20 protein-coding genes, 1 tRNA gene and 1 pseudogene are annotated in these 22,900 nt (G+C 66.1%); 1 reads left to right on the top strand and 21 read right to left on the bottom strand.

The window, feature by feature from the left end; translation table 11 throughout:
• Positions 1-10: 10 nt before the first annotated feature.
• Entirely contained in the window at positions 11-1,882 is a 1,872-nt protein-coding gene (locus HUA78_RS43210; protein WP_174478850.1) for an OPT family oligopeptide transporter, read from the bottom strand.
• Positions 1,883-2,135: 253 nt separating this feature from the next.
• Between HUA78_RS43210 and HUA78_RS43205 the strand changes: the two genes are divergently transcribed.
• Entirely contained in the window at positions 2,136-3,506 is a 1,371-nt protein-coding gene (locus HUA78_RS43205; RefSeq protein ID WP_174478849.1) for a hypothetical protein, read from the top strand.
• A gap of 24 nt (positions 3,507-3,530) precedes the next feature.
• Here HUA78_RS43205 and HUA78_RS43200 read toward each other — a convergent pair whose 3' ends face one another.
• The 20 genes and pseudogenes from HUA78_RS43200 to tuf form a co-directional block, all read right to left on the bottom strand.
• Positions 3,531-4,535: a carbohydrate kinase gene (locus HUA78_RS43200; protein ID WP_174478848.1), complete on the bottom strand. Its 1,005-nt coding sequence runs from the start codon at positions 4,533-4,535 to the stop codon at positions 3,531-3,533.
• Positions 4,536-4,570: 35 nt separating this feature from the next.
• Complete coding sequence (gene recO / locus HUA78_RS43195) at positions 4,571-5,305, bottom strand: DNA repair protein RecO (protein WP_174478847.1); 735 nt, start codon at positions 5,303-5,305, stop codon at positions 4,571-4,573.
• Between the two features lie 8 nt (positions 5,306-5,313).
• Positions 5,314-5,700, bottom strand: coding sequence for a helix-turn-helix transcriptional regulator (locus HUA78_RS43190; RefSeq protein WP_174458975.1), 387 nt, complete (start codon positions 5,698-5,700; stop codon positions 5,314-5,316).
• 19 nt (positions 5,701-5,719) lie between these two features.
• The gene (gene tgl, locus HUA78_RS43185; protein ID WP_174458974.1) at positions 5,720-6,481 is read right to left on the bottom strand and encodes a social motility TPR repeat lipoprotein Tgl; all 762 of its coding nucleotides are present in this window, start codon (positions 6,479-6,481) and stop codon (positions 5,720-5,722) included.
• A 42-nt stretch (positions 6,482-6,523) separates the two neighbouring features.
• A complete protein-coding gene (locus HUA78_RS43180) occupies positions 6,524-6,988 on the bottom strand; it encodes a social motility and stimulation tgl protein (RefSeq protein WP_141642642.1) in 465 nt (154 codons plus the stop codon).
• 28 nt (positions 6,989-7,016) lie between these two features.
• Positions 7,017-7,748, bottom strand: a complete 732-nt coding sequence (locus HUA78_RS43175) for a hypothetical protein (protein WP_174462381.1) — start codon at positions 7,746-7,748, stop codon at positions 7,017-7,019.
• A 126-nt stretch (positions 7,749-7,874) separates the two neighbouring features.
• Complete coding sequence (locus HUA78_RS43170; protein ID WP_174458972.1) at positions 7,875-8,618, bottom strand: lytic transglycosylase domain-containing protein; 744 nt, start codon at positions 8,616-8,618, stop codon at positions 7,875-7,877.
• Positions 8,615-8,965, bottom strand: coding sequence for a phasin family protein (locus tag HUA78_RS43165; protein ID WP_141642645.1), 351 nt, complete (start codon positions 8,963-8,965; stop codon positions 8,615-8,617). The genes HUA78_RS43170 and HUA78_RS43165 overlap by 4 nt, the downstream gene beginning before the upstream one ends.
• A 170-nt stretch (positions 8,966-9,135) precedes the next feature.
• Positions 9,136-9,621 (bottom strand): hypothetical protein, encoded by a 486-nt coding sequence (locus HUA78_RS43160; RefSeq protein WP_141642646.1) that lies wholly within the window; start codon positions 9,619-9,621, stop codon positions 9,136-9,138.
• Positions 9,622-9,837: 216 nt separating this feature from the next.
• The gene (rpoC, locus tag HUA78_RS43155; RefSeq protein ID WP_141642647.1) at positions 9,838-14,052 is read right to left on the bottom strand and encodes a DNA-directed RNA polymerase subunit beta'; all 4,215 of its coding nucleotides are present in this window, start codon (positions 14,050-14,052) and stop codon (positions 9,838-9,840) included.
• A gap of 130 nt (positions 14,053-14,182) precedes the next feature.
• Positions 14,183-18,415: a DNA-directed RNA polymerase subunit beta gene (rpoB, locus tag HUA78_RS43150; RefSeq protein WP_174462380.1), complete on the bottom strand. Its 4,233-nt coding sequence runs from the start codon at positions 18,413-18,415 to the stop codon at positions 14,183-14,185.
• Positions 18,416-18,594: 179 nt separating this feature from the next.
• Positions 18,595-18,966, bottom strand: coding sequence for a 50S ribosomal protein L7/L12 (gene rplL, locus HUA78_RS43145; protein WP_174462379.1), 372 nt, complete (start codon positions 18,964-18,966; stop codon positions 18,595-18,597).
• Positions 18,967-19,066: 100 nt separating this feature from the next.
• Positions 19,067-19,588, bottom strand: coding sequence for a 50S ribosomal protein L10 (rplJ, locus tag HUA78_RS43140; protein ID WP_141642650.1), 522 nt, complete (start codon positions 19,586-19,588; stop codon positions 19,067-19,069).
• A 388-nt stretch (positions 19,589-19,976) separates the two neighbouring features.
• Positions 19,977-20,690 carry a 50S ribosomal protein L1 gene (gene rplA, locus HUA78_RS43135; RefSeq protein WP_141642651.1) on the bottom strand — a complete coding sequence of 238 codons (714 nt, stop codon included), beginning with the start codon at positions 20,688-20,690 and terminating at the stop codon, positions 19,977-19,979.
• Positions 20,691-20,724: 34 nt separating this feature from the next.
• Entirely contained in the window at positions 20,725-21,171 is a 447-nt protein-coding gene (gene rplK / locus HUA78_RS43130; protein WP_141642652.1) for a 50S ribosomal protein L11, read from the bottom strand.
• Between the two features lie 134 nt (positions 21,172-21,305).
• Positions 21,306-21,848: a transcription termination/antitermination protein NusG gene (nusG, locus tag HUA78_RS43125; protein WP_011553122.1), complete on the bottom strand. Its 543-nt coding sequence runs from the start codon at positions 21,846-21,848 to the stop codon at positions 21,306-21,308.
• Positions 21,848-22,291, bottom strand: a complete 444-nt coding sequence (secE, locus tag HUA78_RS43120) for a preprotein translocase subunit SecE (RefSeq protein WP_174478846.1) — start codon at positions 22,289-22,291, stop codon at positions 21,848-21,850. Before secE ends, nusG begins: the two co-directional genes overlap by 1 nt.
• A gap of 101 nt (positions 22,292-22,392) precedes the next feature.
• A tRNA-Trp gene (locus HUA78_RS43115) sits at positions 22,393-22,468 on the bottom strand.
• Positions 22,469-22,491: 23 nt separating this feature from the next.
• Positions 22,492-22,656 carry a 50S ribosomal protein L33 gene (gene rpmG, locus HUA78_RS43110; RefSeq protein ID WP_046713307.1) on the bottom strand — a complete coding sequence of 55 codons (165 nt, stop codon included), beginning with the start codon at positions 22,654-22,656 and terminating at the stop codon, positions 22,492-22,494.
• 101 nt (positions 22,657-22,757) lie between these two features.
• A pseudogene (gene tuf / locus HUA78_RS43105) lies at positions 22,758-22,900 on the bottom strand (elongation factor Tu); the annotation flags it as partial.

Here is a 22,900-nt window from a genome sequence, read left to right as displayed (position 1 = left end):
GAACGTGACGCTACCAGAGCGTTTGCAGCAGGACGATGGCAACGCCGACCAGTCCCTCGCCCGCGATGGTCCCCGCAGCCAGCGTCGCCACGCGTCCCTCCGCTGTCGTGGATTTCACGTATCCCACCAAGGCGGAAACAAGCCCGCCAAGGAAGAGACTCAGCGAGTACGAGGGTGCCAACAGACACGCGAGCCCCATGCCCAGGGGCGAGGGCACCCAGCGCCGGGCACGCTGGGGGAGCAGCCTCTCCGCGAGGACGAGCACGACGGCGGCGAGCGCGGCCCAGCCCACGGCCGCGCGGGTCGCGGGCTCCAGGTTTCCCAACCCCGAGGACAGGACCCGCGCGACGCTCGCCGTGATGAACGCAGCGGGTGCGGGGAAGCGCTCGCCTCCGAGTGCCTCACGGTCTGGCACGAGCAGGAAGAACAGCGGCACCACCGCGAGCGCTCCCACCACCGAGCCAAGCAGCTGCGCGAGGAACAGGCGTCGGGGATGCGCACCCAGCAGGTGCCCTGTCTTCAGGTCCGTGAGGAGGTCCGCGGCCGAGGACGCCGAGTTGACGGTGATGCCCGCGGTCGCGAGGTTGGCGTGGATGTTGTGCGGCAGCAGGACGCCGTAGGTGAGCTGGGTCACCTGGCTGAGCGCGCCCACCGGAGTGGCATCCGTCTCGCCGGTGACACGACAGGAGATGAGGCACAAGACGAACGACAGCGCGATGGCGAGCGCCGCGTGCGCGAGCGGAACACCGAAGCCTCGATGTGCCACGAGCAGGGTCGCGGGCGTCACCACGCAGAGGCCCGCGAGGAGCCACCTGTGCGGCACCTGGAGCGCGTCCACGGGATGCGGTGGAGAGGTGCGGCGGGAGAACAATCCGCGGAAGGCCCGCCGGAGGACACGGCCTTCGAGCAGGAAATGGAGCAAGGACGCGGTGGCGAGCATGGCGGCGCCAGGCCACAGGCTCCACTCGAGGAAGTTCCCTTTCTCCACGGACATGAGCCCGGAGGCGAACACGCGCGGCGCCACGACTCCGTGAATCAGCAGCGCGCCTAAAAGGAGCGACGCCGTGGTGCGAGGCCCGAGCAGCGCGCCCGCGCCAATGGGCAACAAGCTCACCTCCAGCCCGAAGCCAAGCCGCTCCAGGGGCAAGCCACCCCACGAGCCCGGAAATGGAATCGAGAGAGGAAGCCGTCCCAGTCCATCACGGACCACGGTAACGAGCCCGGAGAGCAGGCCTCCCAGTCCGAGCAGACGCAATCGAGGCGTTGCTTCAGCCCCCGTCGAATGCAGCGCGCGAATGGTGGTGGCGGCGGCCGTTCCGGAGGCGAAGGGAAGTTGCTCGTGGTCGACGAGCTGCCGCTTGAAGGGCACGGCGAAGAGGACCCCGAGCGCGGACAGGAAAAAGGTCCACGCGAGGAGTGTCGGACCGGAGGGATGCTGGCCGGTGACGATGAGCCAGGCGCCCTGCACTGAGACGAGCGCGCCGCCCGTGGCATAGCCGGCCGCGGAGGCCACCGTCTGCGCATTGCACGTCTCCAGCGGAGACAGGGGCGCGCCGGCGAGGCCCGGGGTGAGGCGGCGCAGGAGTCCATGTGATGCATGCGCGAGCAACGCGGCGGTGATGGCGACACCGAAGGCGAGTCCGGTCTTGAGTCCCACGTAGAGGTTGGTGGCACAGGTGATGACGCCGATGCCCGCGCCGAGCAGTACGGAGCGCGCGGTGAACTGCGGCAGTCGGTCCCCCTGGTAGACGTGGGTCAGCCAGTAGGAGTCCGTGGCCTCGGGTGAGTCCCCCGGGATGCTCAGCAGCGTCAGGGACTCGGGAGACGGCGCCAGGGGAGACGCCTCTTCCTCGGGCGAGGCATGCGGTGAGGGCAAGGCCATGGGCTGCCCCATCTTTTCATCCCGACCCCCTCCAGGACGAGCCCCTCCCCGTCACCGGCCCGTTTCAGGAATCCACCGCGCGCCAGTGCGTCGGCGACCATGAACGGCGCTCGTGCGCGGGTTCCGCTCCGGCGTCCCGATCAGGTCACGAGAAGTCCTCGTACACGACAGCCGCGAGAGCAGGCGCCACCACTCCGACATGAGCGGCCCGTGCGCCTTGTATCCGACGGATGGGCCTTTCTAGCCTGTCCGCATGAACTCGATATTCAGGCTTTCATCCGCCCTGTGGCTCGTGGCCCTGGTGGCGGCATGCGATGGCGGCACCGGGGCGGAAGTGGCCACGCCAGCGGAGCCTCTCGCACGGTTCCAGCCTCTCGAGCTCAATCGCCGCGAATGGACCGCGACCCATGGCGGGGTCGACGGGTTTGGAGACCTGGCGGTTCAACCGGATGGCCACACCGCGCTCGTGGGCACGGCGAACTCGGACATCCTCGTCGCGCGGTTCGACCCACAGGGGCAGCTCTTGTGGAGCCGGCGATTTGGCGACGAGAGCTACCAACAGGCCACGGGTATCACCGTCGACTCGGAGGGCAATCTGGTCATCACGGGTGACTACTGGGGCTTGCTGGACTTTGGAGGAGGCCCGCTGCCCTGCCGTGGCGAGCCCGGCTACCCCCGCGCCTTCGTGGCGAAGTTCGCGGCCTCCGGCGAGCATGTCTGGAGCCGGTGCTTCGGAGATGGAGGGCAACAGCAGACGGGCACGCTCGCTGTGGCATCCGACGGAGACGTGTACGTGAGCGGCTACTTCGCGGGCTCCATCGACTACGGCGACGGGCCGATTCCGGCGAAGGGGCTCTTGAACCAGTTCGTCGTGCGGCTCGCGGGAAGCAGCGGAGCGCCCGTGTGGAACAACCTCTACGAGGCGGGTCCCGTGAGCACCCTCGCCTCGCTGGCGGTGGACGCGGAGGGCAACCTCTTCATCAGCAGCGGCTATGTGGACACGCTGTCGTTCCACGGCGTGCCCTGGCTCTCCGTACCGGGCTTCAACGTCTACGTGCTGAAGCTGGACGCCCATGGCGAGCCCCTCTGGGCAAAGAGCTTCGGCCCGCTGAGAAACCAGACCTTCTGGCGGCTGGCCGCGGACCCGTCGGGCAACGTCGTGGCGACGGGCGCGTTCATCGGCACGGTGGACCACGGAGGAGGTCCCCTCTCGAGCGGCGACGGCGATGTGTTCGTCGTCTCGCTGGATGGCGAGGGCCACCATCGCTGGAGCCGGAGCTTCGGCGGCCCGGGCTTCGACTGGGGCTATGACGTGGACGTCGACTTCGCGGGGAACGTGGTCGTGACGGGCTCGTTCAGCACATCCATCGACTTCGGCGAAGGGCTTCTGACGAGCGCGGGCGGCGAGGACATCTTCGTGGCGAAGCTGGGCCGCGATGGAGAGACGCGCTGGGGTCGCGCCTTCGGCGACGTCGGCAATCAATCCGCGATGCGCGTGGGAAGCGTGGGGCTGCGAGATGTCGTCCTGTGGGGGCGGCTCGTCGGCACCCTCGACTTCGGCTCGGGCCCGGTGACGGGGAGGTCCTCGTCGGACAGCTTCGTGACGAGAATCACCCCACCGTAGGCGAGCCCCCTGCCCTGTCGCGCCTCAACGAGCGACGGGGCGCGAAGGCCACACCGACGTGAGTTCTTCCGCGCGAGGCAGTCCCTCCACCGCACCCGGCTTCTCGACGACACGGGCGGCGACTTCGCAGGCGAACGTTGTCAGTGCCACGAGTTCCTCGCGCGTGGCGGACTCCAGCACGCGGGCGCCGCCGTACCACCGCACCAGGCCGTGGAGCAGCGCCGCGACGAAGCCATCCCCTGCTCCGGTGGTGTCCACCACCCGGGCCCGAGGCGCGGGGACCTGAACCCGCTCACCGCGCCATAGGAACAGCGCGCCGCGCTCGCCCAGCGTCACCACCGGCAGCCGCACGCCGAGGGACGACAGTCGCGTCAAGGCCTCCTCGGGAGACTCCGTGCCCGTGACGAAGCCAATCTCTTCCTCGGACAGCTTCACCACGGTGCACAGGGGCAACATCCGCACGAGCAGCCCCTTGAGCTGCTCCGGGTCCTCCCACGCGTGCAGGCGCAGGTTGGGGTCGCAGCTCACGATACGGTCCGCGTCACGAGCCAGGGTGAGCATCCGCACCGTGGCCGAGCGGGCCTCATCGCGCTGCAAGGAGTTGGAGCCACAGTGCACGGCCCGGGCCTGGAGCAGGAAGTCCGCGTCCACGTCGGTGTCGCCCAGGAGGAACTCCGCGGAGCGGGTCCGGAAGAAGGTGAAGCTGCGTTCACCTTTCGCATCCAGGGAGATGAACACCAGCCCCGTGCGAGCGTCCGGTGTCTGACGCAGGTGGCTCACATTCACGCCCTCGTGAGCGAGTTGCTCGCGCAGGAAGTGGCCGAACTCGTCCGCACCCACCACGCCCAGCATGGCGGACCGAAGCCCCAGCCGAGCCAGCCCCACCGCGACGTTGGCGGGCGAGCCACCCGGACAGGGATGCCACGCGGCGACCTCGCGCACGCGCTTGCCCTGTTCGGAGGGAAGGAAGTCCACCAGCGTCTCACCGAAGCACACCACGTCCAGCGGCGACTCCTGCCCTTCGCTCATGGTTTCTCCCGAGTGGCGCGCTCCGCGCCCCGTCGTCAGTCCAGGCCCACCTGGGCCATGAAGTCCACGCTCTTGAGGCGGCGCCCCAGGTGGTGGGCGATGAAGACGTTGAGCAAGCCACGGGCTCGGGCGCGCAGGTCAGCCGGGAGCGGCGTGCGCTCGCCTTCCTGAAGCGCGCGCAGTCCGGAGAGCAGGGCCGCGGGGATGAGGACGGCTTCGCGTGCGCGCACGCTGCACGGCTCGCAGACAGCGCCACCGTGAGCCTGGTCGAACCGGGGACGCTCTCCGGGTTCGCCACCGCACAGCGAGCACGCATCGAAGCGCGGCATCAGGCCCGCGTGGGCCAGCGCCGAAAGCTCGAAGGCCAGGAGCGACGTGGGGCCCGCTTCCTTCGCATCCAGGCGGCGCAGGTAGTTCTCGAGCAGGAAGAAGAGCTCCGGCTGCGGCTCGTGGTCGCGAGTCAGCTCCCGGCACAGCTCCACGGCGTACAGGGCGCGGGCGATGAGCGACAGGTCCTCTCGCGCGGCGTAGTAGCCGGCGACGATGTCCGTGGTGTCCAGCCGAACGGTGGAGCCGCGCGTCTCGATGATGTGCACCCTCAGCCGCATGAACGGCTCCAGCGCACCCGCGAAGCGCCGCTTGCTCTTGCGAGCCCCCGCGGCGAAGGCCGTCAGCTTCCCATGCTCGCGCGTCAGCAGCGTGACGAGTCGGTCAGCCTCGCCGTAGTCCACGGTGGACAGCACGAGCGCATCGTCGTCGTAGCGCTCCATGGCGTCCTTCAACGCGCGAGCGGAGAAGGAAGCTTCCCGCTCAACACGAGGAACAGATAGACACCGAGGGCCAGGGCCACCAGGAGGACGGACAGCCCCACGTAGGCCCGCTTGCGGCGCTCCTGCTCGAGCTGCGCGGGCGACGGAGAGGGCACCGAGCGGTCCACCTCTTCGTAGCGCAGCACCGCCTCCTCGGGGGACAGGCCGATGACCTGGGCGTAGGCCTTGATGTAGTTCACCACGAAGATGCGTGAAGGCAGCCGCTCCACCTGCCCCGCTTCCAGGGCGGCGATGAGCGTCGGGGGAATCTTGGTCTCCCGCGCGACGTCCTCCAGGGACATGCCCCGGAGGTCGCGCTGCTGGCTCAGGTACTTGCCGAAGTCGACGTGGTCCACGGTACGTCCAGATAGCAGACTAGAGCTTTTCGAGCAGCCTTCGGCAGTCGTCCTTCATCTCCTGCTCGCTGGACTTCGCCTTGGCCTCGCAGAACTCGAAGGCCTGCTTGGCGGCATCCGCCTGCCCCTGCTTCGCCAGACAGACGCCTTCGCGCATGTGCGCTTCGGCCGCTTCTGGACAGTTCTCACGGAAGCGGGAGAACTGCCGGCACGACTCATCCAGCTTGCCCGTCTCGTCGTAGATGATGCCCAGGTTGCGGTAGCCCAGGCAGAATCCGGGGTTGGTCGTCACCGACGCCTTGAGGCTCCCCACCCCGCGCGCCGTGTCGCCCTTCTTGTAGAGCGCCCAGCCCAGGTTGGCCTGGGCGATGTAGGGCGTCACGTAGAGCATGTCGTTGAGGACCTGCTCGTAGAGCTTGATGGCCTCGTCGTAGCGCGCCTGGTCCAGGTGGACGTTGGCCAGGTTGGTCCGGGCCTCGGAGAAGCCAGGACGCACCTTCAGCGCGTGCTCGTAGTGCCCCACCGCCTCGGCCGGCCGGCCGAAGGCCATGTGCAGGAGGATGCCCATGGCGTTGTGGGCCTCGGGGTAGTCCGGGTCGTTGTCCAGGGACACCTGCAGCTCGCGCAGCGCGTCCTGGAGGTGCCCCTGTTGCTGGGCCTGGAGCGCCAGGTCGTAGTGAATCTCCGCGCTGCGGCGCTCCTTCTCCGTGGGGGTATGGACACAACCGGAGAGCGCCAGCACGAGCGCGAGGGAGCAGGAGGCTGAGGCGAGGCGGAGCATGGGAGCGGTTCTCGACGGCGGGAAGGAAGTGGGAGACGGGATTCAGAAGGCCGCGAGGAACCGGCCCAGGGTGGTGGTGACGTTCTTCTTCTCCTCCGCGCGCGCCTTCACCGCCGGCACGAGCTTGGGGTCCTTGAAGAAGACCGGCAGCGCCTTGAGCATTTCGTCCTGCTGCTCCGCCGGCTGCGCGCGCCAGTTGGCGTCATCCATCATGAAGCCAAGCGACTCGACGAAGGCGAGCGCCTCGCCCTCGTCGTCGCGGTACTCGTCCGCCGTCATGTTGCGGCGGCCGGACAGGTACACTGCGCAGTCCTCGGCCTCGGAGAGGTAGAGGTAGACGAAGACGGCTGCCCCCTGCCCTCCGCGGAGGCCCACGACGAACGCCTGTGACGGTCCGGCCTGCTTGCCGGGGATGGCCACATGCGGCGTGTTGAGCGAGGTGTGCAGCGCGAGGATCTGTTCGCGCGTCGCGGGAAGGCCGCGGTAGCGCTCATCCAGGTTGAACACGACGTGTCTCTCCGTGGCCCCTCCCCCGTCAGCGCGTGGTGAGGGTGAATTCCTGTGTGACGTCCTTCGACTCCGCCGCCGTCGTCTGGAAGCGGATGAGGGGGTTGTCGATCATCACGTTCCCGCCCCCCTCGTTGCCCTCGCCGATGATGACCCGGAACACGTGCTTGGGCGAATCGCTGCGCCTCGAGCCCGTGCTGACCTTCCGCGCCATCAACATCACCTGGTTGCTCCCCGGCTGCAGGTGCTTGGTGACGTCGACGACCACCTGGTCCTCGTTGCCACGCAGCTTCCGGAGCCAGCGCGAGTTGACGTACACATCGATGTCGTACTCCGTCATCCCCGGCACCGTCTGCTCCGTCACCAGCCAGTAGCGCTGGGTGATGCGCCCTGGCGTCGTGGCCACGGCGGGGGTGGCGGCGGCGGGAGGAGTCCCCTGCGCGGCAGCGGGCACGGCCATGGCCTGCGGCGTGGAGGGTTGCGCGGCGGCGGGAGTCGCCCCGGGAGTCGCGGGCGGCGCGGCGGCCTGCGCGGGAGCCGTCGGAGGAGGCGTCGCGCTCGACGTCGATGCGCGGTAGCCCGGTGCGTCGATGTGGATGTTGCCGGCCTCGTCGATGCGGACGGTGGCCTTCTCGAACTTCTGGTTGGTGACGCCGTCGATCAACACACCGTTGAGGTAGACGGAGCCCGCAAGGGCTCCCAGCGGGGACAACGCCACCATGGCGGCGGCGAGTGCCGCGCTCGAAAACGGGCGATTCATGTAGTCACTCCTCGGAATCTCCAACAGTCCCGGGCACTTGCAACGCTTAGCGCACCCTGGGGAACGGGACAAGGCGCACATGTACCCGCTTGGAGCGGGCGTGCGGCTCGGAGATTCACTGACGCGTCAGGGCGTCGGCTCGGCGATGGGGACCTCGCGCTGCGCCAGGGCCCAGTCTCCACCCAGGCCATGGCCCTCGCGGAAGCGGCGGAAGTCGCGTCGCACGGCCCGCGGGTAGCGCCGGAAGCGCTCCAGCTCGCCCTGCTTGATGGCGTTGCGGATGCGGGTGGGACCGGCGTTGTAGGCCATCAGCGCCAGCTCCAGGTCGCCACCGAAGCGGTCCTGGAGTGAGCGCAGGTAGCGGATGCCCAACCGGACACAGAGCGCGGTGTCCGCCGTCACCTCTTCCCGGGACAGGCGCAGCCCTTCCTTCTCCGCCAGGAAGTGGAGCGTGCTGGGCTTGATCTGCATTAGCCCGCGCGCGCCCTTCTCGGAGACGGCTTCTTCGGCGAAGTCGGACTCCACGTCGATGAGGGCCAGCACGAGCAGCGGATCATACCCCGCCGTCCGAGCCTCCTCCGCGATGGCCTGTCCCAGCTGCCGCCGCAGGGTGAGCCCCAGGTCCGGCGCGCGGCGGGACAGCACGATGTCGATGAGGGAGGCTTCCGGAGAAGCACTCTCTGCCCCCACGCGCTCGGGGACGACGGGCTGCACCGGTCGCTCTTCCAGCAGCGGCACCAGCCGCGCGGACATGACGAGCGCCACCCCTGCCAGCAAGGGGAGTCGGGAGCAGCCGGAACTCAGGGCGTGGAGAGATTCGAAGAACCGCGTACCGAAAGACCTCCCGCCCGTGTGGGCGGGGGCCTTCACTTACGTTGCTCCAGGGCCTGGATGCGCTCGGCCAGGCGGTCCAATCGGGAACCAAACGCCTGAAGTTCCTCGCGGCGGGGCAGCTTCATCCGGGTCAGCGCGGTACGGACCTTGTCTTCCACGTTGTGCTCCAGGTCCTTGCGGTGACCCGCCAGCCGGTCCGAGAACGCCTGGGCCTGACGCTTCACCTCGTCCTGGCTCCAGCCCGCCACGGCCGCCACCCGCTGTACGGCCCGGGAGGCTTCCTCTTCGGCGGTGTTCACGGCCAGGAGCGCCTGACTCCAGATGCGCTCAAAAGTTTCCGCGACAGGGTTCTTCTCTCGGGGGGCCTCGGGCTTGTTGTCCAATGGGTCTCTCCGGGAGGGGGTGCACCAGGCAAGCAAGCCTGGAACAGTCGAACGGACCTGCCACGTAATCACACCCCCGGGGTGAAGGAAACGAGAACGAGCCCCCTGCCCTGCTCCGTGTCCACTCGTGGAGTAGGTAGGGGGCACCAACCGTCAACCACGCGGCGCTCTCAGGCGCGCGGCGTGGTCTCGGAACCCTTCGCGGCGCCGTTGCGGCGGATGGGCTTGAGCAGCGCGTCCACCTTGCGCGACAGCTTGGACAGCTCCTTGTTGATTTCCTGAAGCTGGGACTGGCTGGCCACGCCCACCGTCTCCACCACCCTGGCCTGCAGCCCATCCAGACGCTTGCGCAGCTCCGTGCCGGCCGCGTTCACCTTCGTGCCCAGCTCCTTCACGCGGGGGTCCGTCAGCAGCTCACCCGCCTGGAACTTCGTCCACAGCGACTGCGCCTCCTTGGTGGCCTCCACGCGGCGGGCATCCAGCGCCTTCACCACCTTGCCGGCCTCGCCCTCCAGCTCCTCGATGCGCTTTTGCGCATGAGCGAGCTGGGCCTTCAGGAATACTTCCACGTTCGAAAGACCGCTCTTCACCGCCTCGGCGCTCGCCTCGGTCGTGGTCGTCTCGTTCTTCGTCGCCGCCTGCTTCGTCGTGGCCATGTCGTCTTCCCCTTTTCAGTCCTGGCGTCGCCGGGGGCTCACCCGGCGTGTCAAAAGTCTTCGCGCAAAACTTAACGCAGCGCGCCATCACCGTCAAGACCAACGTCCGGGAAGTCCGGATTTACTGGGGGCAGAAAATGAAACCGCCGCCCCGGTGCGAACACCGGGGCGGCGGAGGGAAGCAGGTCGGCACGCCCAGGGGGCGGCCGGTGGGCGCTAGGCGGCGCCGGTCGTCTGGGTGCCTTCCGAGCGCTGGGACGGCGGGGCCAGGGGGCCTCCGTCGCCATGGGCGCCAGCCAGAGCGGCCTCCATCTCGTTGACCTCGTCGGTCGGGCTCTCCACCTCGATGTCGAGGTGCTTGTAGTTCGGCAGGCCCGTGCCGGCGGGGATGAGCCGGCCCATGATGACGTTCTCCTTGAGGCCGCGCAGGTAGTCCACCTTGCCGTTGATGGCGGCCTCGGTGAGCACCTTGGTGGTCTCCTGGAAGGAAGACGCCGAGATGAACGACTCGGTGGAGAGCGAAGCCTTGGTGATGCCGAGCAGCAGCGGCTCACCCACGGCCGGGCGCTTGCCCTCGGCCATGATCTTCTCGTTCTCCTCCTCGAACACCCACTTCTCGACCTGCTCGTCGACGAGGAAGTTGGTGTCGCCCACGTCGGTGACGCGCACGCGGCGGAGCATCTGCCGGACGATCGTCTCGATGTGCTTGTCGTTGATCTTCACGCCCTGGAGTCGGTAGACCTCCTGCACTTCGTCCACCAGGTAGCGAGCGAGTTCCTTCTCGCCGAGCACCTTGAGGATATCGTGCGGGTTGGCCGCGCCGTCCATCATCGCCTCGCCGGCCTTCACGCGGTCGCCGGAGTGGACGCTGATGTTCTTGCCCTTGGAGATCAAATACTCCTTGGCCAGGTCCGTGCGCTGCTCGCCATTCACCTCGGGGGTGATGATGAGCTTGCGCTTGCCCTTGGTGTCCTTGCCGAACGACACCACGCCGTCGATCTCCGCGATGGCCGCGGCGTCCTTCGGCTTGCGCGCCTCGAAGAGCTCGGCCACGCGGGGCAGACCGCCCGTGATGTCCTTGGTCTTCGTCGTCTCGCGGGGCACCTTGGCGAGCACTTCGCCCGGGTGGATCTCATCGCCGTCGTTGACGGTGATGATGGAGCCCTGCGGCAGGAAGTAGCTCGCCGGGTTGCGGGACGAGGGCAGGTCCTTCGTGTTGCCCTGGGCGTCGCGGATGGAGACGCGCGGACGCGCTTCCGGATCCTTGGACTCGATGATGGTCTTCCGGGACAGGCCCGTGACCTCGTCGAGCGTCTCGGACATCGTCACGCCTTCGATGATGTCCTCGTACCGGACCGTGCCGCCGACCTCGGTGAGCAGCGGAATCGCGAACGGATCCCACTCGGCCACGAGCGTACCCGGCTCGATGCGCTGCCCTTCCTTGATGAGGATGCGGGCGCCGTAGATGATCTGGTAGCGCTCGCGCTCACGGCCGGAGTCGTCGACCACGACGAGCTCGCCGTTGCGGTTCATCGCGACCAGGGTGCCATCCACCTTCTGCACCGTGGTGAGACCCGCGAACTTCACCTTACCGGCGTAGCGGTTCTCCAGGCTGGACTGCTCCGCGCGCCGAGTCGCCGCGCCACCGATGTGGAAGGTGCGCATCGTCAGCTGCGTACCCGGCTCACCGATGGACTGCGCCGCGATGACGCCGACGGCCTCGCCCACGGACACCTTCCGGCCGCGGGCCAGATCACGTCCGTAGCACTCCACGCAGATGCCGCGCTTGGCCTGGCACGTGAGCACCGAGCGGATCTTCACCTTGTCCAGACCGCTGTTCTCGATGCGGCGGACGCGCTCCTCGTCGATCTCCTCGTTGGCGCGCACCAGCACCTCACCCGTGACGGGGTCGAGGATGTCATCGAGGGCCACGCGGCCCAGGATGCGCTCGCCGAGGGGCTCGATGATTTCTCCGCCTTCGACCAGGGCGCCGATGAACAGACCGTCCATGGTGCCGCAGTCGTACTCGTTGATGATGGCGTCCTGCGCCACGTCGACGAGACGGCGGGTGAGGTAACCGGAGTTGGCCGTCTTGAGCGCCGTGTCCGCCAGACCCTTGCGAGCGCCGTGCGTGGAGATGAAGTACTGCAGCACGGAGAGGCCCTCGCGGAAGTTCGCGGTGATGGGCGTCTCGATGATTTCGCCGGAGGGCTTCGCCATCAGGCCGCGCATACCGGCCAGCTGGCGAATCTGCTGGGCGCTACCACGCGCGCCAGAGTCGGCCATGATGTAGATGGGGTTGAACGAGGGCTGCTTGCGCGACTCGCGCTTGCCGTCCTTGTCCCCGGAGGTCTCCTCCTGGGAGATCTGCTGCATCATCTCCTGGGCGACCTTCTCGGTGACCTCGGCCCAGATATCGATGACCTTGTTGTAGCGCTCACCGTCGGTGATGAGGCCCTCGAGGTACTGGTTCTCGATCTCCGCCACTTCCTTGCGCGCGTAGTCCAGGAACTCCTGCTTCTTCGCAGGGATGATCATGTCCTTGAGCGCGATGGAGATGCCGGCGCGGGTCGCGTTGTAGTAGCCGAGGCTGCGGATGCGGTCCGCGAGCAGCACCGTCTCCTTCTCCCCGGTGAGGCGGTAGCAGAGGTCGATGAGGCCGCCGAGCGACTTCTTGTCGAGCACCTTGTTGATGGCGTCGAAGCCCACGCGGCGCGGCACCACTTCCCACAGGAGGACGCGGCCGACGGTGGTCTCCTTGCGGACGCCATCGATGCGGCAGACCACCTTCGCCTGCAGGTGCACCTCGCCGTGGTCGTGCGCGGCGCGCACCTCGTCGGGCGAGCTGAACACACGACCCTCGCCGTTGGCGAACTCTCGGGCGCGGGTCATGTAGTAGATGCCGAGCACCATGTCCTGCGTCGGGACGATGATGGGCTTGCCGTTCGCGGGGCTGAGGATGTTGTTCGTCGACATCATCAGCACGCGGGCTTCCATCTGAGCTTCGATGGAGAGCGGCACGTGCACGGCCATCTGGTCACCGTCGAAGTCGGCGTTGAACGCCGCGCAGACGAGCGGGTGCAGCTGGATGGCCTTGCCTTCGATGAGCACGGGCTCGAAGGCCTGCATGCCCAGGCGGTGCAGCGTGGGCGCGCGGTTGAGGAGCACCGGGTGCTCGCGGATGACGTCCTCGAGGATGTCCCAGACCTCGGGACGCTCCTTCTCCACCATCTTCTTCGCCGACTTGATGGTGGTGACGTAACCCTTCTCTTCGAGCTTGTTGTAGATGAACGGCTTGAACAGCTCGAGCGCCATGATCTTCGGCAGGCCGCACTGGTGCAGGCGCAGCTCGGGACCGACGACGATGACGGAGCGGCCCGAGTAGTCCACGCGCTTGCCGAGCAGGTTCTGACGGAACCGGCCCTGCTTGCCCTTGAGCATGTCGGACAGCGACTTGAGCGGCCGCTTGTTCGGGCCGGTGATGGTCTTGCCGCGGCGACCGTTGTCGAACAGCGCGTCCACCGCCTCCTGCAGCATCCGCTTCTCGTTGCGGATGATGATGTCAGGGGCGTTGAGCTCCTGGAGGCGCTTGAGGCGGTTGTTGCGGTTGATGACGCGACGGTACAGGTCGTTCAGGTCGGAGGTCGCGAAGCGGCCACCGTCGAGGGGAACGAGCGGGCGCAGGTCCGGCGGAATCACCGGAATCACGTCCAGCATCATCCACTCGGGCTTGTTGCCGGAGACGCGGAACGCCTCGGCCACCTTCAGGCGCTTGGCGTACTTCTTCCGCTTCGCCTCGCTGGTGGTCTCGCGCATGTCCTTGCGCAGGTCCTCGGACAGCCGCTCCACGTCCAGCGCCTTGAGCATCTCGCGGACGGCCTCGCCGCCCATGCCCGTGGTGAAGGAGTCCTCACCGTGCTCCTGGTAGAGCCGGTGCATCTTCTCTTCGCTGATGAGCTCGCCCTTGGTCAGCGGCGTCGACTTGGGGTCGAGGACGATGTAGCTCTCGCAGTAGAGGACCTTCTCCAGCTCCTTGAGCGTGATGTCGAGCAGGTTGCCGATGCGGCTCGGCAGCGACTTGAGGAACCAGATGTGGGCCACCGGCGTGGCCAGGGTGATGTGACCCAGGCGCTCGCGGCGGACCTTCGACTGGATGACCTCCACGCCGCACTTCTCACACACCACGCCACGGTGCTTCATGCGCTTGTACTTGCCGCAGTTGCACTCGTAGTCCTTCACCGGCCCGAAGATGCGGGCGCAGAACAGGCCGTCACGCTCCGGCTTGAACGTGCGGTAGTTGATGGTCTCCGGCTTCTTCACCTCGCCATGGGACCACTGGCGGATCTTGTCGGGCGACGCCAGCGCGATGCGGATGGCGTTGAACGACAGCGGGTCCTTCGGCTTCTCGAAGAAGTTGAAAATGTCCTTCACGTTGCCTCCGAAATCTCGTGAGGCGTCCCCCGTGGGGAACGCCAGCTGATTCGGGCCCCCGCCCCGGACCCGGCCGCGCCCACCCTTTTCAGGGTGGCGGGCGGCCGGTCAGGCGGGCGCTCCGGCTCTCTCAGGCGTCGGTACCGGTCTTCCGGTCTTCGCCGTCACCACCACCACCCAGGAAGTCACCGCCGAAGCTGCGCTGCCGCTCCGGGGGGGCGTGCTCCAGCAGCTCGACGTCGAGCGCGAGTGACTGGAGCTCCTTGAGAAGCACGTTGAACGACTCGGGCAGGCCACTCTCCAGGACGTTGTCGCCCTTGACGATGGCCTCGTACATGCGCGTGCGGCCCACCACGTCGTCCGACTTGACGGTGAGGAACTCCTGCAGCGTGTACGCCGCGCCGTAGGCCTCCATCGCCCAGACTTCCATCTCTCCCAGTCGCTGACCGCCGAACTGGGCCTTGCCGCCCAGGGGCTGCTGCGTGACGAGGGAGTAGGGACCAATGGAACGGGCGTGGATCTTCTCGTCCACCAGGTGGTGCAGCTTCAGCATGTACATGACGCCGACGGTGACGTTCTGGTCGAACGGCTCACCCGTGCGCCCGTCGAAGAGCACCATCTGGCCCGTGCGGGGCAGCTTCCCCTCGTCCAGCAGCTGGTGGATCTCCAGCTCGTGCGCGCCGTCGAACACCGGCGTGGCCACGTGGATACCCCGCTTGGAGCGACGGCAGAGCTGCTTGATCTCCTCCTCGTCCAGCTTGTCGAGGAACTCGCCGAACGCGGTCTCCTCACCGTAGATGGCCTTGAGGCGGACCTTGATGGCGTCAGCGCTCCAGTTGTCCTCCACGTAGCGCTGCAGCGCCTCGCCGGTGCCCTTGGCGGCCCAGCCCAGGTGCGTCTCGAGGATCTGCCCGATGTTCATGCGGCTGGGAACGCCGAGCGGGTTGAGGACGATGTCCACCGGACGGCCATCCTCCAGGTACGGCATGTCCTCCTCGGGGAGGATGCGGGACACGACGCCCTTGTTTCCGTGGCGGCCGGCCATCTTGTCGCCCACGGCCAGCTTGCGCTTGATGGCGACGTACACCTTCACCATCTTGATGACGCCAGGGGGCAGCTCGTCGCCCTTCTTGATGCGGGCGATCTTCTCGCCGAAGGCCAGCTTCACGGCCTCCTTCGTCTCCTCCAGGTTGCGGAGGATGTCGCGCACGCGAGAGTCGAGCGGGTCGCCGACGGAGATCTCGCCCCAGTACTTGTAGGGCACGGTGGCCAGCAGCGCGTCGTCGAGGATGTCCCCCTTCTTCAGGAGGATCTTCCCCTTGTCGTCCACGAGCTTGCCCTGGACCTCCTTGCCACGCACCAGCGCGCGGATGCGGCCGATGGCGCTGTCCTGGAGGACCTTGATCTCGTCGTTCTGGTCCTTGAGGAGCTTCGCCTCCTCCATGGACTCGATCTGCTTGGCGCGCTCGTCCTTCTCCACGCCCTTGCGGCTGAACACCTTGGCGTTGATGACGGTGCCCACCACGCCCGGAGGCACGCGCAGGGAGCTGTCACGAACGTCGCCGGCCTTCTCGCCGAAGATGGCGCGCAGCAGCTTCTCTTCGGGAGACAGCTGCGTCTCGCCCTTCGGGGTGATCTTGCCCACCAGCACATCGCCGGGCTTCACCTCGGCGCCGATGCGGATGATGCCGCTCTCGTCGAGGTCCTTGAGGGCTTCCTCACCCACGTTCGGGATGTCGCGGGTGATCTCTTCCTTGCCCAGCTTGGTGTCTCGCGCGATGCACTCGAACTCTTCGATGTGGATCGACGTGAAGACGTCATCCTTCTGGATGCGCTCGCTGATGAGGATGGAGTCCTCGAAGTTGTAGCCCTGCCACGGCATGAACGCGACGACCACGTTCTGGCCCAGCGCCAGCTCACCCGTCTCGGTGGCCGGGCCGTCGGCGATGACGTCACCCTTCCGGACCTTGTCGCCCTTGCTGATGATGGGCTTCTGGTTGAGGCAGGTGTTCTGGTTGGAGCGCTGGTACTTGAGCAGGTTGTAGATGTCGACCTCGCTCGAGACGTCGCTGAGCGAAGCGGGCACGTCCGCCTTCACCACGATGCGGCCGGCATCCACGCTCTCCACCGTGCCGTCGCGCTTGGCCACGCACGTCACGCCGGAGTCGCGCGCGACGATGGCCTCGATGCCCGTACCCACCAGCGGAGCGCTGGTGCGCAGCAGGGGCACCGCCTGGCGCTGCATGTTGGAGCCCATGAGGGCGCGGTTGGCGTCGTCGTTCTCCAGGAACGGGATGAGCGACGCGGCCACCGACACCAGCTGGTTCGGAGACACGTCCATCAGGTCCACGTCCTCGGCGCGAGCCTGGACGAACTCACCGCCGCGGCGGCTGGACACGAGCGCGTTGACGAACTTGCCCTTCTTGTCCGTCTCGGCGTTCGCCTGACCGATGGTGTGCTTCTCCTCCTCGAGCGCCGAGTAGAAGGCCACGTCCGTCGTCACGATGCCCGCTTCGACCTTCCGGTACGGGGTCTCGACGAAGCCGAACTCGTTGACGCGCGCATAGGTCGACAGCGACGCGATGAGGCCGATGTTCGGACCTTCCGGCGTCTCGATGGGGCAGATGCGGCCGTAGTGCGTCGGGTGCACGTCGCGCACCTCGAAGCCGGCGCGCTCGCGGGTGAGACCACCGGGCCCGAGCGCGGACAGACGACGCTTGTGCGTCACCTCGGACAGGGGGTTCGTCTGGTCCATGAACTGCGACAGCTGGCTGGACCCGAAGAACTCCTTGATGACCGCCGTGACGGGCTTGGCGTTGATGAGATCGTGCGGCATGAGCGTCTCGATCTCCTGGAGGCTCATGCGCTCCTTGATCGCCCGCTCCATGCGAACCAGACCGATGCGGTACTGGTTCTCCAGCAGCTCACCCACCGCGCGCACCCGGCGGTTGCCGAGGTGGTCGATGTCGTCGATGGTGCCCTTGCCGTTCTTCAGATCGATCAGGTAGCGGATCACCTCGAGGATGTCCCGCTTGGTGAGGATCTGCCCGTCGAGAGGCTCCTCGAGGCCGAACTTGAAGTTCAACTTGAGGCGACCAACCTTGGACAGGTCGTAGCGCTCAGGGTTGAAGAACAGGTTGGTGAACAGGTTGATCGCCGTCTCCGGCGTCGGGGGATCGCCAGGACGCAGGCGGCGGTAGATCTCCATGATGGACTGCTCGGGCGTCTCGAGCTTGTCCAGCATCAACGTCTCACGCAGGTACGGACCCACGTTGAGGTTGTCGATGAAGAGGACCTTGAACTCCTTGATGTTGCGCTTCAGGAGCTCGTCGACCTTGTCCTGCGAGACTTCCTCGTTGCACTCGAGGATGACCTCGCCGGTGTTCTCGTCCACCACGTCGTAGGCGGACACCTTCGTGAAGAGCTCATCCGCGTCGATGGGGAGCGTCTTCATCTTCGCCGCTTCGAGCTTCTTGATGGCGGCGCGGGTGAACTTGCGGTTCTTCTTGACGATGAGCTCGCCCGTCTTCGTCTTGATGTCGCGGGTGGCTCGCTGGCCCGGGAGCAGCTCCAGCTCGACGCTCTTCTCGAAGTCCGTCGCGCTCTGGAGGTAGATGGTCTCCGTGGCGTAGTAGTAGTTGAGGATCTCCTCGGTGGAGCCCTTGAACTCCAGCGGGTTCTTCTTCGCGGTGTCGCTGACGGCGCCCAGGGCGCGAATGAGCACCGTCGCGGGCAGCTTGCGCCGGCGGTCGATGCGCACGTACAGCAGGTCCTTGTGGTCGAACTCGAAGTCGATCCACGAACCGCGGTAGGGGATGATGCGGGCGTTGTAGAGCAGCTTGCCAGACGAGTGGCTCTTGCCCTTGTCGTGGTCGAAGAAGGCACCCGGGCTGCGGTGCAGCTGGCTGACCACCACGCGCTCGGTTCCGTTGATGATGAAGGTGCCGTTCTGGGTCATCAGCGGGATTTCCCCGAAGTAGACCTCCTGCTCCTTCACGTCACGGATGGACTGGGCGCCAGTCTCCTCATCCTTGTCCCACACCACCAGGCGGACCACGACCTTGATGGGGGCGGAATAGGTCATCCCGCGCTGGTGGCACTCGTCGACGTCGTACTTCGGCTTCTCCAGGTGGTAGCTGACAAACTCCAGGGACGACGTCTCGTTGAAGTCCCGAATCGGGAATACCGAGTTGAAGACACCCTGAAGTCCGACGTCCTCACGCTTCTCCGGGGCGATATCGGCCTGGAGGAACTTCTCGTAGGACTGCTTCTGGATGTTGATAAGATTGGGAATGTCGATGATCTTCGCGATCTTGGCGAAGGTCTTCCGCACGCGGAAATTGTTCTGGATCTGCGTCGGCATTCTGGCTCCGGGGACGGCTGCTCGGGCGGGGCAAACATCGATAACGCGCGGCGGCGCCGGGAAATTTGCAACTGTCAAATGGGCAAAGCCGGCAGCCCCCCTCACTGGGAGCGCCGGCCTGCTCATTCGGTCAGGAAGCTGCTTGGGAATTCCCGGAAACCAAGCAGCTCCTGTTCGACTTACTTGACGTCGACGGTGGCGCCAGCGGCAACGAGCTGGTCCTTGATCTTCTTGGCGTCGTCCTTGTTGACGCCTTCCTTGACCGTCTTGGGCGCGCCCTCGACCAGGTCCTTGGCCTCCTTCAGGCCCAGGCCGGTGATGGCGCGGATCTCCTTGATGACGTTGATCTTGTTGGCGCCGGCGTTCGCCAGCACCACCGTGAACTCCGTCTTCTCCTCAACAGGAGCGGCGGTGGCGGCCGCGGGACCGGCGACAACGGCGGCGGCGGCGGCGGAGACGCCCCACTTCTCCTCGAGGGCCTTCACCAGGTTGGCGGCCTCGATGATGGTCAGGGAGGAAAGCGAATCAACGATTGCGTTCAGGTCAGCCATGGAACTGTGTCCTTCTTGGATTGACTAACGGCCTTACTCCCAAAGGGAGGAACGGCCGAAAAGGTGGGTGTAGAAAAACTTCTCGGACAGATGAGGAAAACTACCCCTGCGACTTGTCCGCGTGGGCCTGAATGACCCGCGCGAGCTGCGTACCCGGGGCGGCAATCGTCCGAACCAGCTTGGTAGCCGGCTGGGTGATCATCCCGAGCAACTGCGCTCGGAGTTCGTTGAGACCCGGCAGCTTCGCCAGCTGCTTGACACCGGCGGCGTCGACCTTGCGGCCGTCGACCACGGCGCTGCGGATCTTGATCTTGTCCTCGAGGTCCTTCGTGAACTCGGTCAGGATCTTCGCCGGGGCCACCACATCGCCGTAGCTGATGCACAGCGCCACGGGACCCGTGAAGTCATCAGCGATGACAGCCACGTCCGTGCCCTGCGCCGCACGACGCGCCAGCGTGTTCTTGATGACCTTGTACTCGACGTTGCCCTCACGGAACTTCCGGCGCAGCTTCGTCACCGTCTCCACATCCACCTTGGAGAACTCGGCAACGACGGCCGACTTGGTCCGCGAGAACTTCTCGTGGAGTTCCTTGATCATCTCCTCCTTCTCGCTCTTCAGCACTTTGACTCACCTCCTTACTGGCCCGTCTTCCGACGGGCGTGATGCCTGGGCCAAAGTGGCAGAGCGAGAGGAGTCTCCGAGAGACACCACAACGCACCTCCAGTCTCGGCAGGGCTGGCCTTGCGGCCGTTTGAACCCGACAGGGGAAGCCATGCCCCGACCGGTTGTCCGGTTCCCAACGGGGCACTTCTCCTCTGACCGGGTCCCTGCTGTCATGAACCAGGTCGGAACACCCGTCTCACGACGTGGCGCTCCAATTGCAAAAGCCGGGGGCCTATACCCCCGGCTTCAGCAAAGATCCAGAACTTTCGAACCTGAGACGTCAGGCAAGCGGCGCCTCTGACACCCCCTGTGCGGGGATGGGAGCGCCGCCCTGCCTGCTGTCCGCCTAGCGGTGGCGGGCCAGAATCTCCTGGGTATCGATCTTGATGCCCGGGCCCATCGTCGTCGAGATGGCGATACCCTTCAGATACACGCCCTTGGCGGTGGCCGGCTTGAGCTTCATCACCAGGTCCACCAGCGCGTTGAAGTTGCCCTCGAGCTTGTCCACCGCGAAGGAGGCCTTGCCCATCTTCGCGTGGACGATGCCGGCCTTCTCCGCGCGGAAGTCGACCTTACCGCCCTTCGCGTCGCGGATGGCCTTGGCCACGTCCATGGTCACCGTGCCGACCTTCGGGTTCGGCATGAGGCCACGGGGGCCGAGCACCTTACCGAGGCGACCGACGATACCCATCATGTCGGGCGTCGCGATGACGGTGTCGAAGTCGAGGAAGCCCTCCTCGATGCGCTTCTGGAGATCCTCCGCGCCGACGATGTCCGCACCCGCGTTGCCAGCCTCGGTGGCGCGCTCGCCCTTCGCGAACACGGCCACGCGCACGGTGGCACCCGTGCCGTTGGGCAGAACCACGGCGCCACGGACCATCTGGTCCGCGTGCTTGGGGTCCACACCCAGGTTGATGGCGACATCGACCGTCTGGTCGTACTTCGACGCCCGCGCATCCACCGTCTTCTTCAGGAGCTGAAAGCCCTCGGCGATGCTGTAGCGCTTCTCGCGATCCACCAGCGTGGCGGCCGCGCGGAACTTCTTCCCATTCTGAGCCATGACAGAAATCCTCGTCCGTGAGTGGGGCGGCGGCTTAGCCGACGACTTCGATGCCCATGGAGCGCGCGGTGCCAGCAATGGTGTTCATGCAGGCCTCAAGCGACGCGGCGGTGGTGTCCTGAATCTTCTTCGTGGCGATCTCCTCGAGCTGCTTCCGGGTGATCTGCCCCACCTTCTCCTTGCCAGGCTTCTTCGCGCCCGAACCCTTCTTCTTGTCGGTGTGCAGGCCCGCCGCCTTCTTGATGAGGACGGCCGCCGGAGGCGTCTTGAGGATGAAGGTGAAGGAGCGGTCCTGATAGACGGTGATGATCACCGGGATGATCAGTCCCTCCTTGGCCTCCGCCTGCGTCTTCGCGTTGAACTGCTTGCAGAACTCCATGATGTTCACGCCCTGCTGACCGAGCGCGGGGCCGATCGGCGGAGCGGGGTTCGCCTTGCCGGCGGGAATCTGCAGCTTGACCTGACCTGTGACCTTCTTCATCGGCTGACTACTGCCTTTCGAGGGGGTGGTCCTGACGGGCCTCCAGACGGGGAGGCCCTCCCACCCATGGAACCGCGCCCCGGAGGGCGCGGAAGGTGTGCGAGGCGCGCTCTACCCGAGCCGCCCGCGAAAAACTAGCCGGTGGTCTTCTCCACCTGCATGAAGTCCAGCTCCACGGGGGTGGCGCGACCAAAGATGCTCACGAGCACCTTCACGCGACCCTTCTCCGCGTTGACCTCTTCCACCGTGCCGTTGAAGTTGGCGAAGGGCCCGTCAATGACGCGCACCGTGTCACCATCGTCGAACTGCACCTTGGGCTTGGGCTTGAGCGTGCCCTCGGAGATCTGCGACGTGAGCCGCGCGACCTCCTGGTCCGAGATGGGCAGGGGGTTCTGGTTCTGCACCGTCCCGGGGAAGCCGGTGATCTTCGGCGTGTTCTTCACCAGGTGGAGCGTCCGGTCGTTCAGCTCCATCTGCACGAAGATGTAGCCCGGGAAGAACTTGCGGCGAGACGTCTTCTTCTCGCCCTTCACCATCTCCACGACCTGCTCCATGGGGATGAGGATTTCACCGAACTGGTCCTGCAACCCCTCGAGCCGAACCTTCTCCTCCAGGCTCTTCTTCGCCTGGTTCTCGAAGTTCGAGTAGGTGTGGACCACGTACCATTTCATGGCCATTACAGCTTCCCCCACAGGGCCGGCAGCCACTCCACCATCAAGTTGTACGCGACGGTGTCGATGCAGAAGAGCAGCACCGCGGCGACAAGCGAGGCGACGACCACGGCCATGGTCGACGTCCGGGTCTCCGGCCAGGTAGGCCAGGAGACCTTCATCAACTCGGACGCGACCTCTATGGAGAGCGTGTGCGTCTTTGGATGGAAGAATCCGACCAGCGCAAGCCCCACGGCCACCAGGTAGCCCACGAGGGTGGACACCTTCCAATCCAACCCCTCGATGAGAACCGAGTCGGGCCATCCGAAGCTGGCCCACAACGCCCCAAAGAGGCGCTCCAGGAACAGCGCCAGGATGATGCCGGCGAGGAGGTAGAAGATGACCACGAGCCGCTTCGGATCCATCGCCGAGCGGTTAGCCTGCTGGCTGGCCTCTGATGCCGTCGCCATGGTGCCTCACGAGGTACTGCGAATGCGAAATTTTACGAACTGCGGAAACACAGGAACCCCCGGTACCTCCAGGTACCGGGGGCCCCGCTCCCACTGAGACTTGGCAGGCCAGGAGGGATTCGAACCCCCAACACGCGGATTTGGAGACCGCTGCTCTACCGTTGGAGCTACTGGCCTAGAAACTCTCAGGAACTACCGACCTAGACCTTACCTTCCTTATGGTCCGTATGCTTGCGGCACTTCGAGCAGAACTTGCTCAATTCGAGCTTGTCCTGGCTCTTCCGCTTGTTCTTCGTGGTCGTGTAGTTCCGCTCTTTGCACACCGTGCACTCGAGCGAAATAATGGAACGATTGCCCTTCGGCATGACCTACCTCATCAGACACGAGAGGGGAAGGCTACCAGAAGGTGCCCTCCCCTCTAAATCCGGAAAGTGGAGCCAGGAGACCCTGCGGCCTCCCAGGCGTATTACTCGATGACCTCGGCCACGACGCCGGCGCCCACCGTGCGGCCACCCTCGCGAACAGCGAAGCGCAGCTCCTTGTCCATCGCCACCGGGGTGATGAGCTCCACCTCGATTGCGATGTTGTCGCCCGGCATCACCATTTCCA

Origin of the sequence: Myxococcus sp. CA033 (assembly GCF_013336625.1) — a bacterium.
In the GTDB taxonomy this organism is placed as follows: domain Bacteria; phylum Myxococcota; class Myxococcia; order Myxococcales; family Myxococcaceae; genus Myxococcus; species Myxococcus llanfairpwllgwyngyllgogerychwyrndrobwllllantysiliogogogochensis.
Note: the sequence above shows the minus strand (reverse complement) of the source record. Positions and strands in the feature narration are given on the sequence as shown.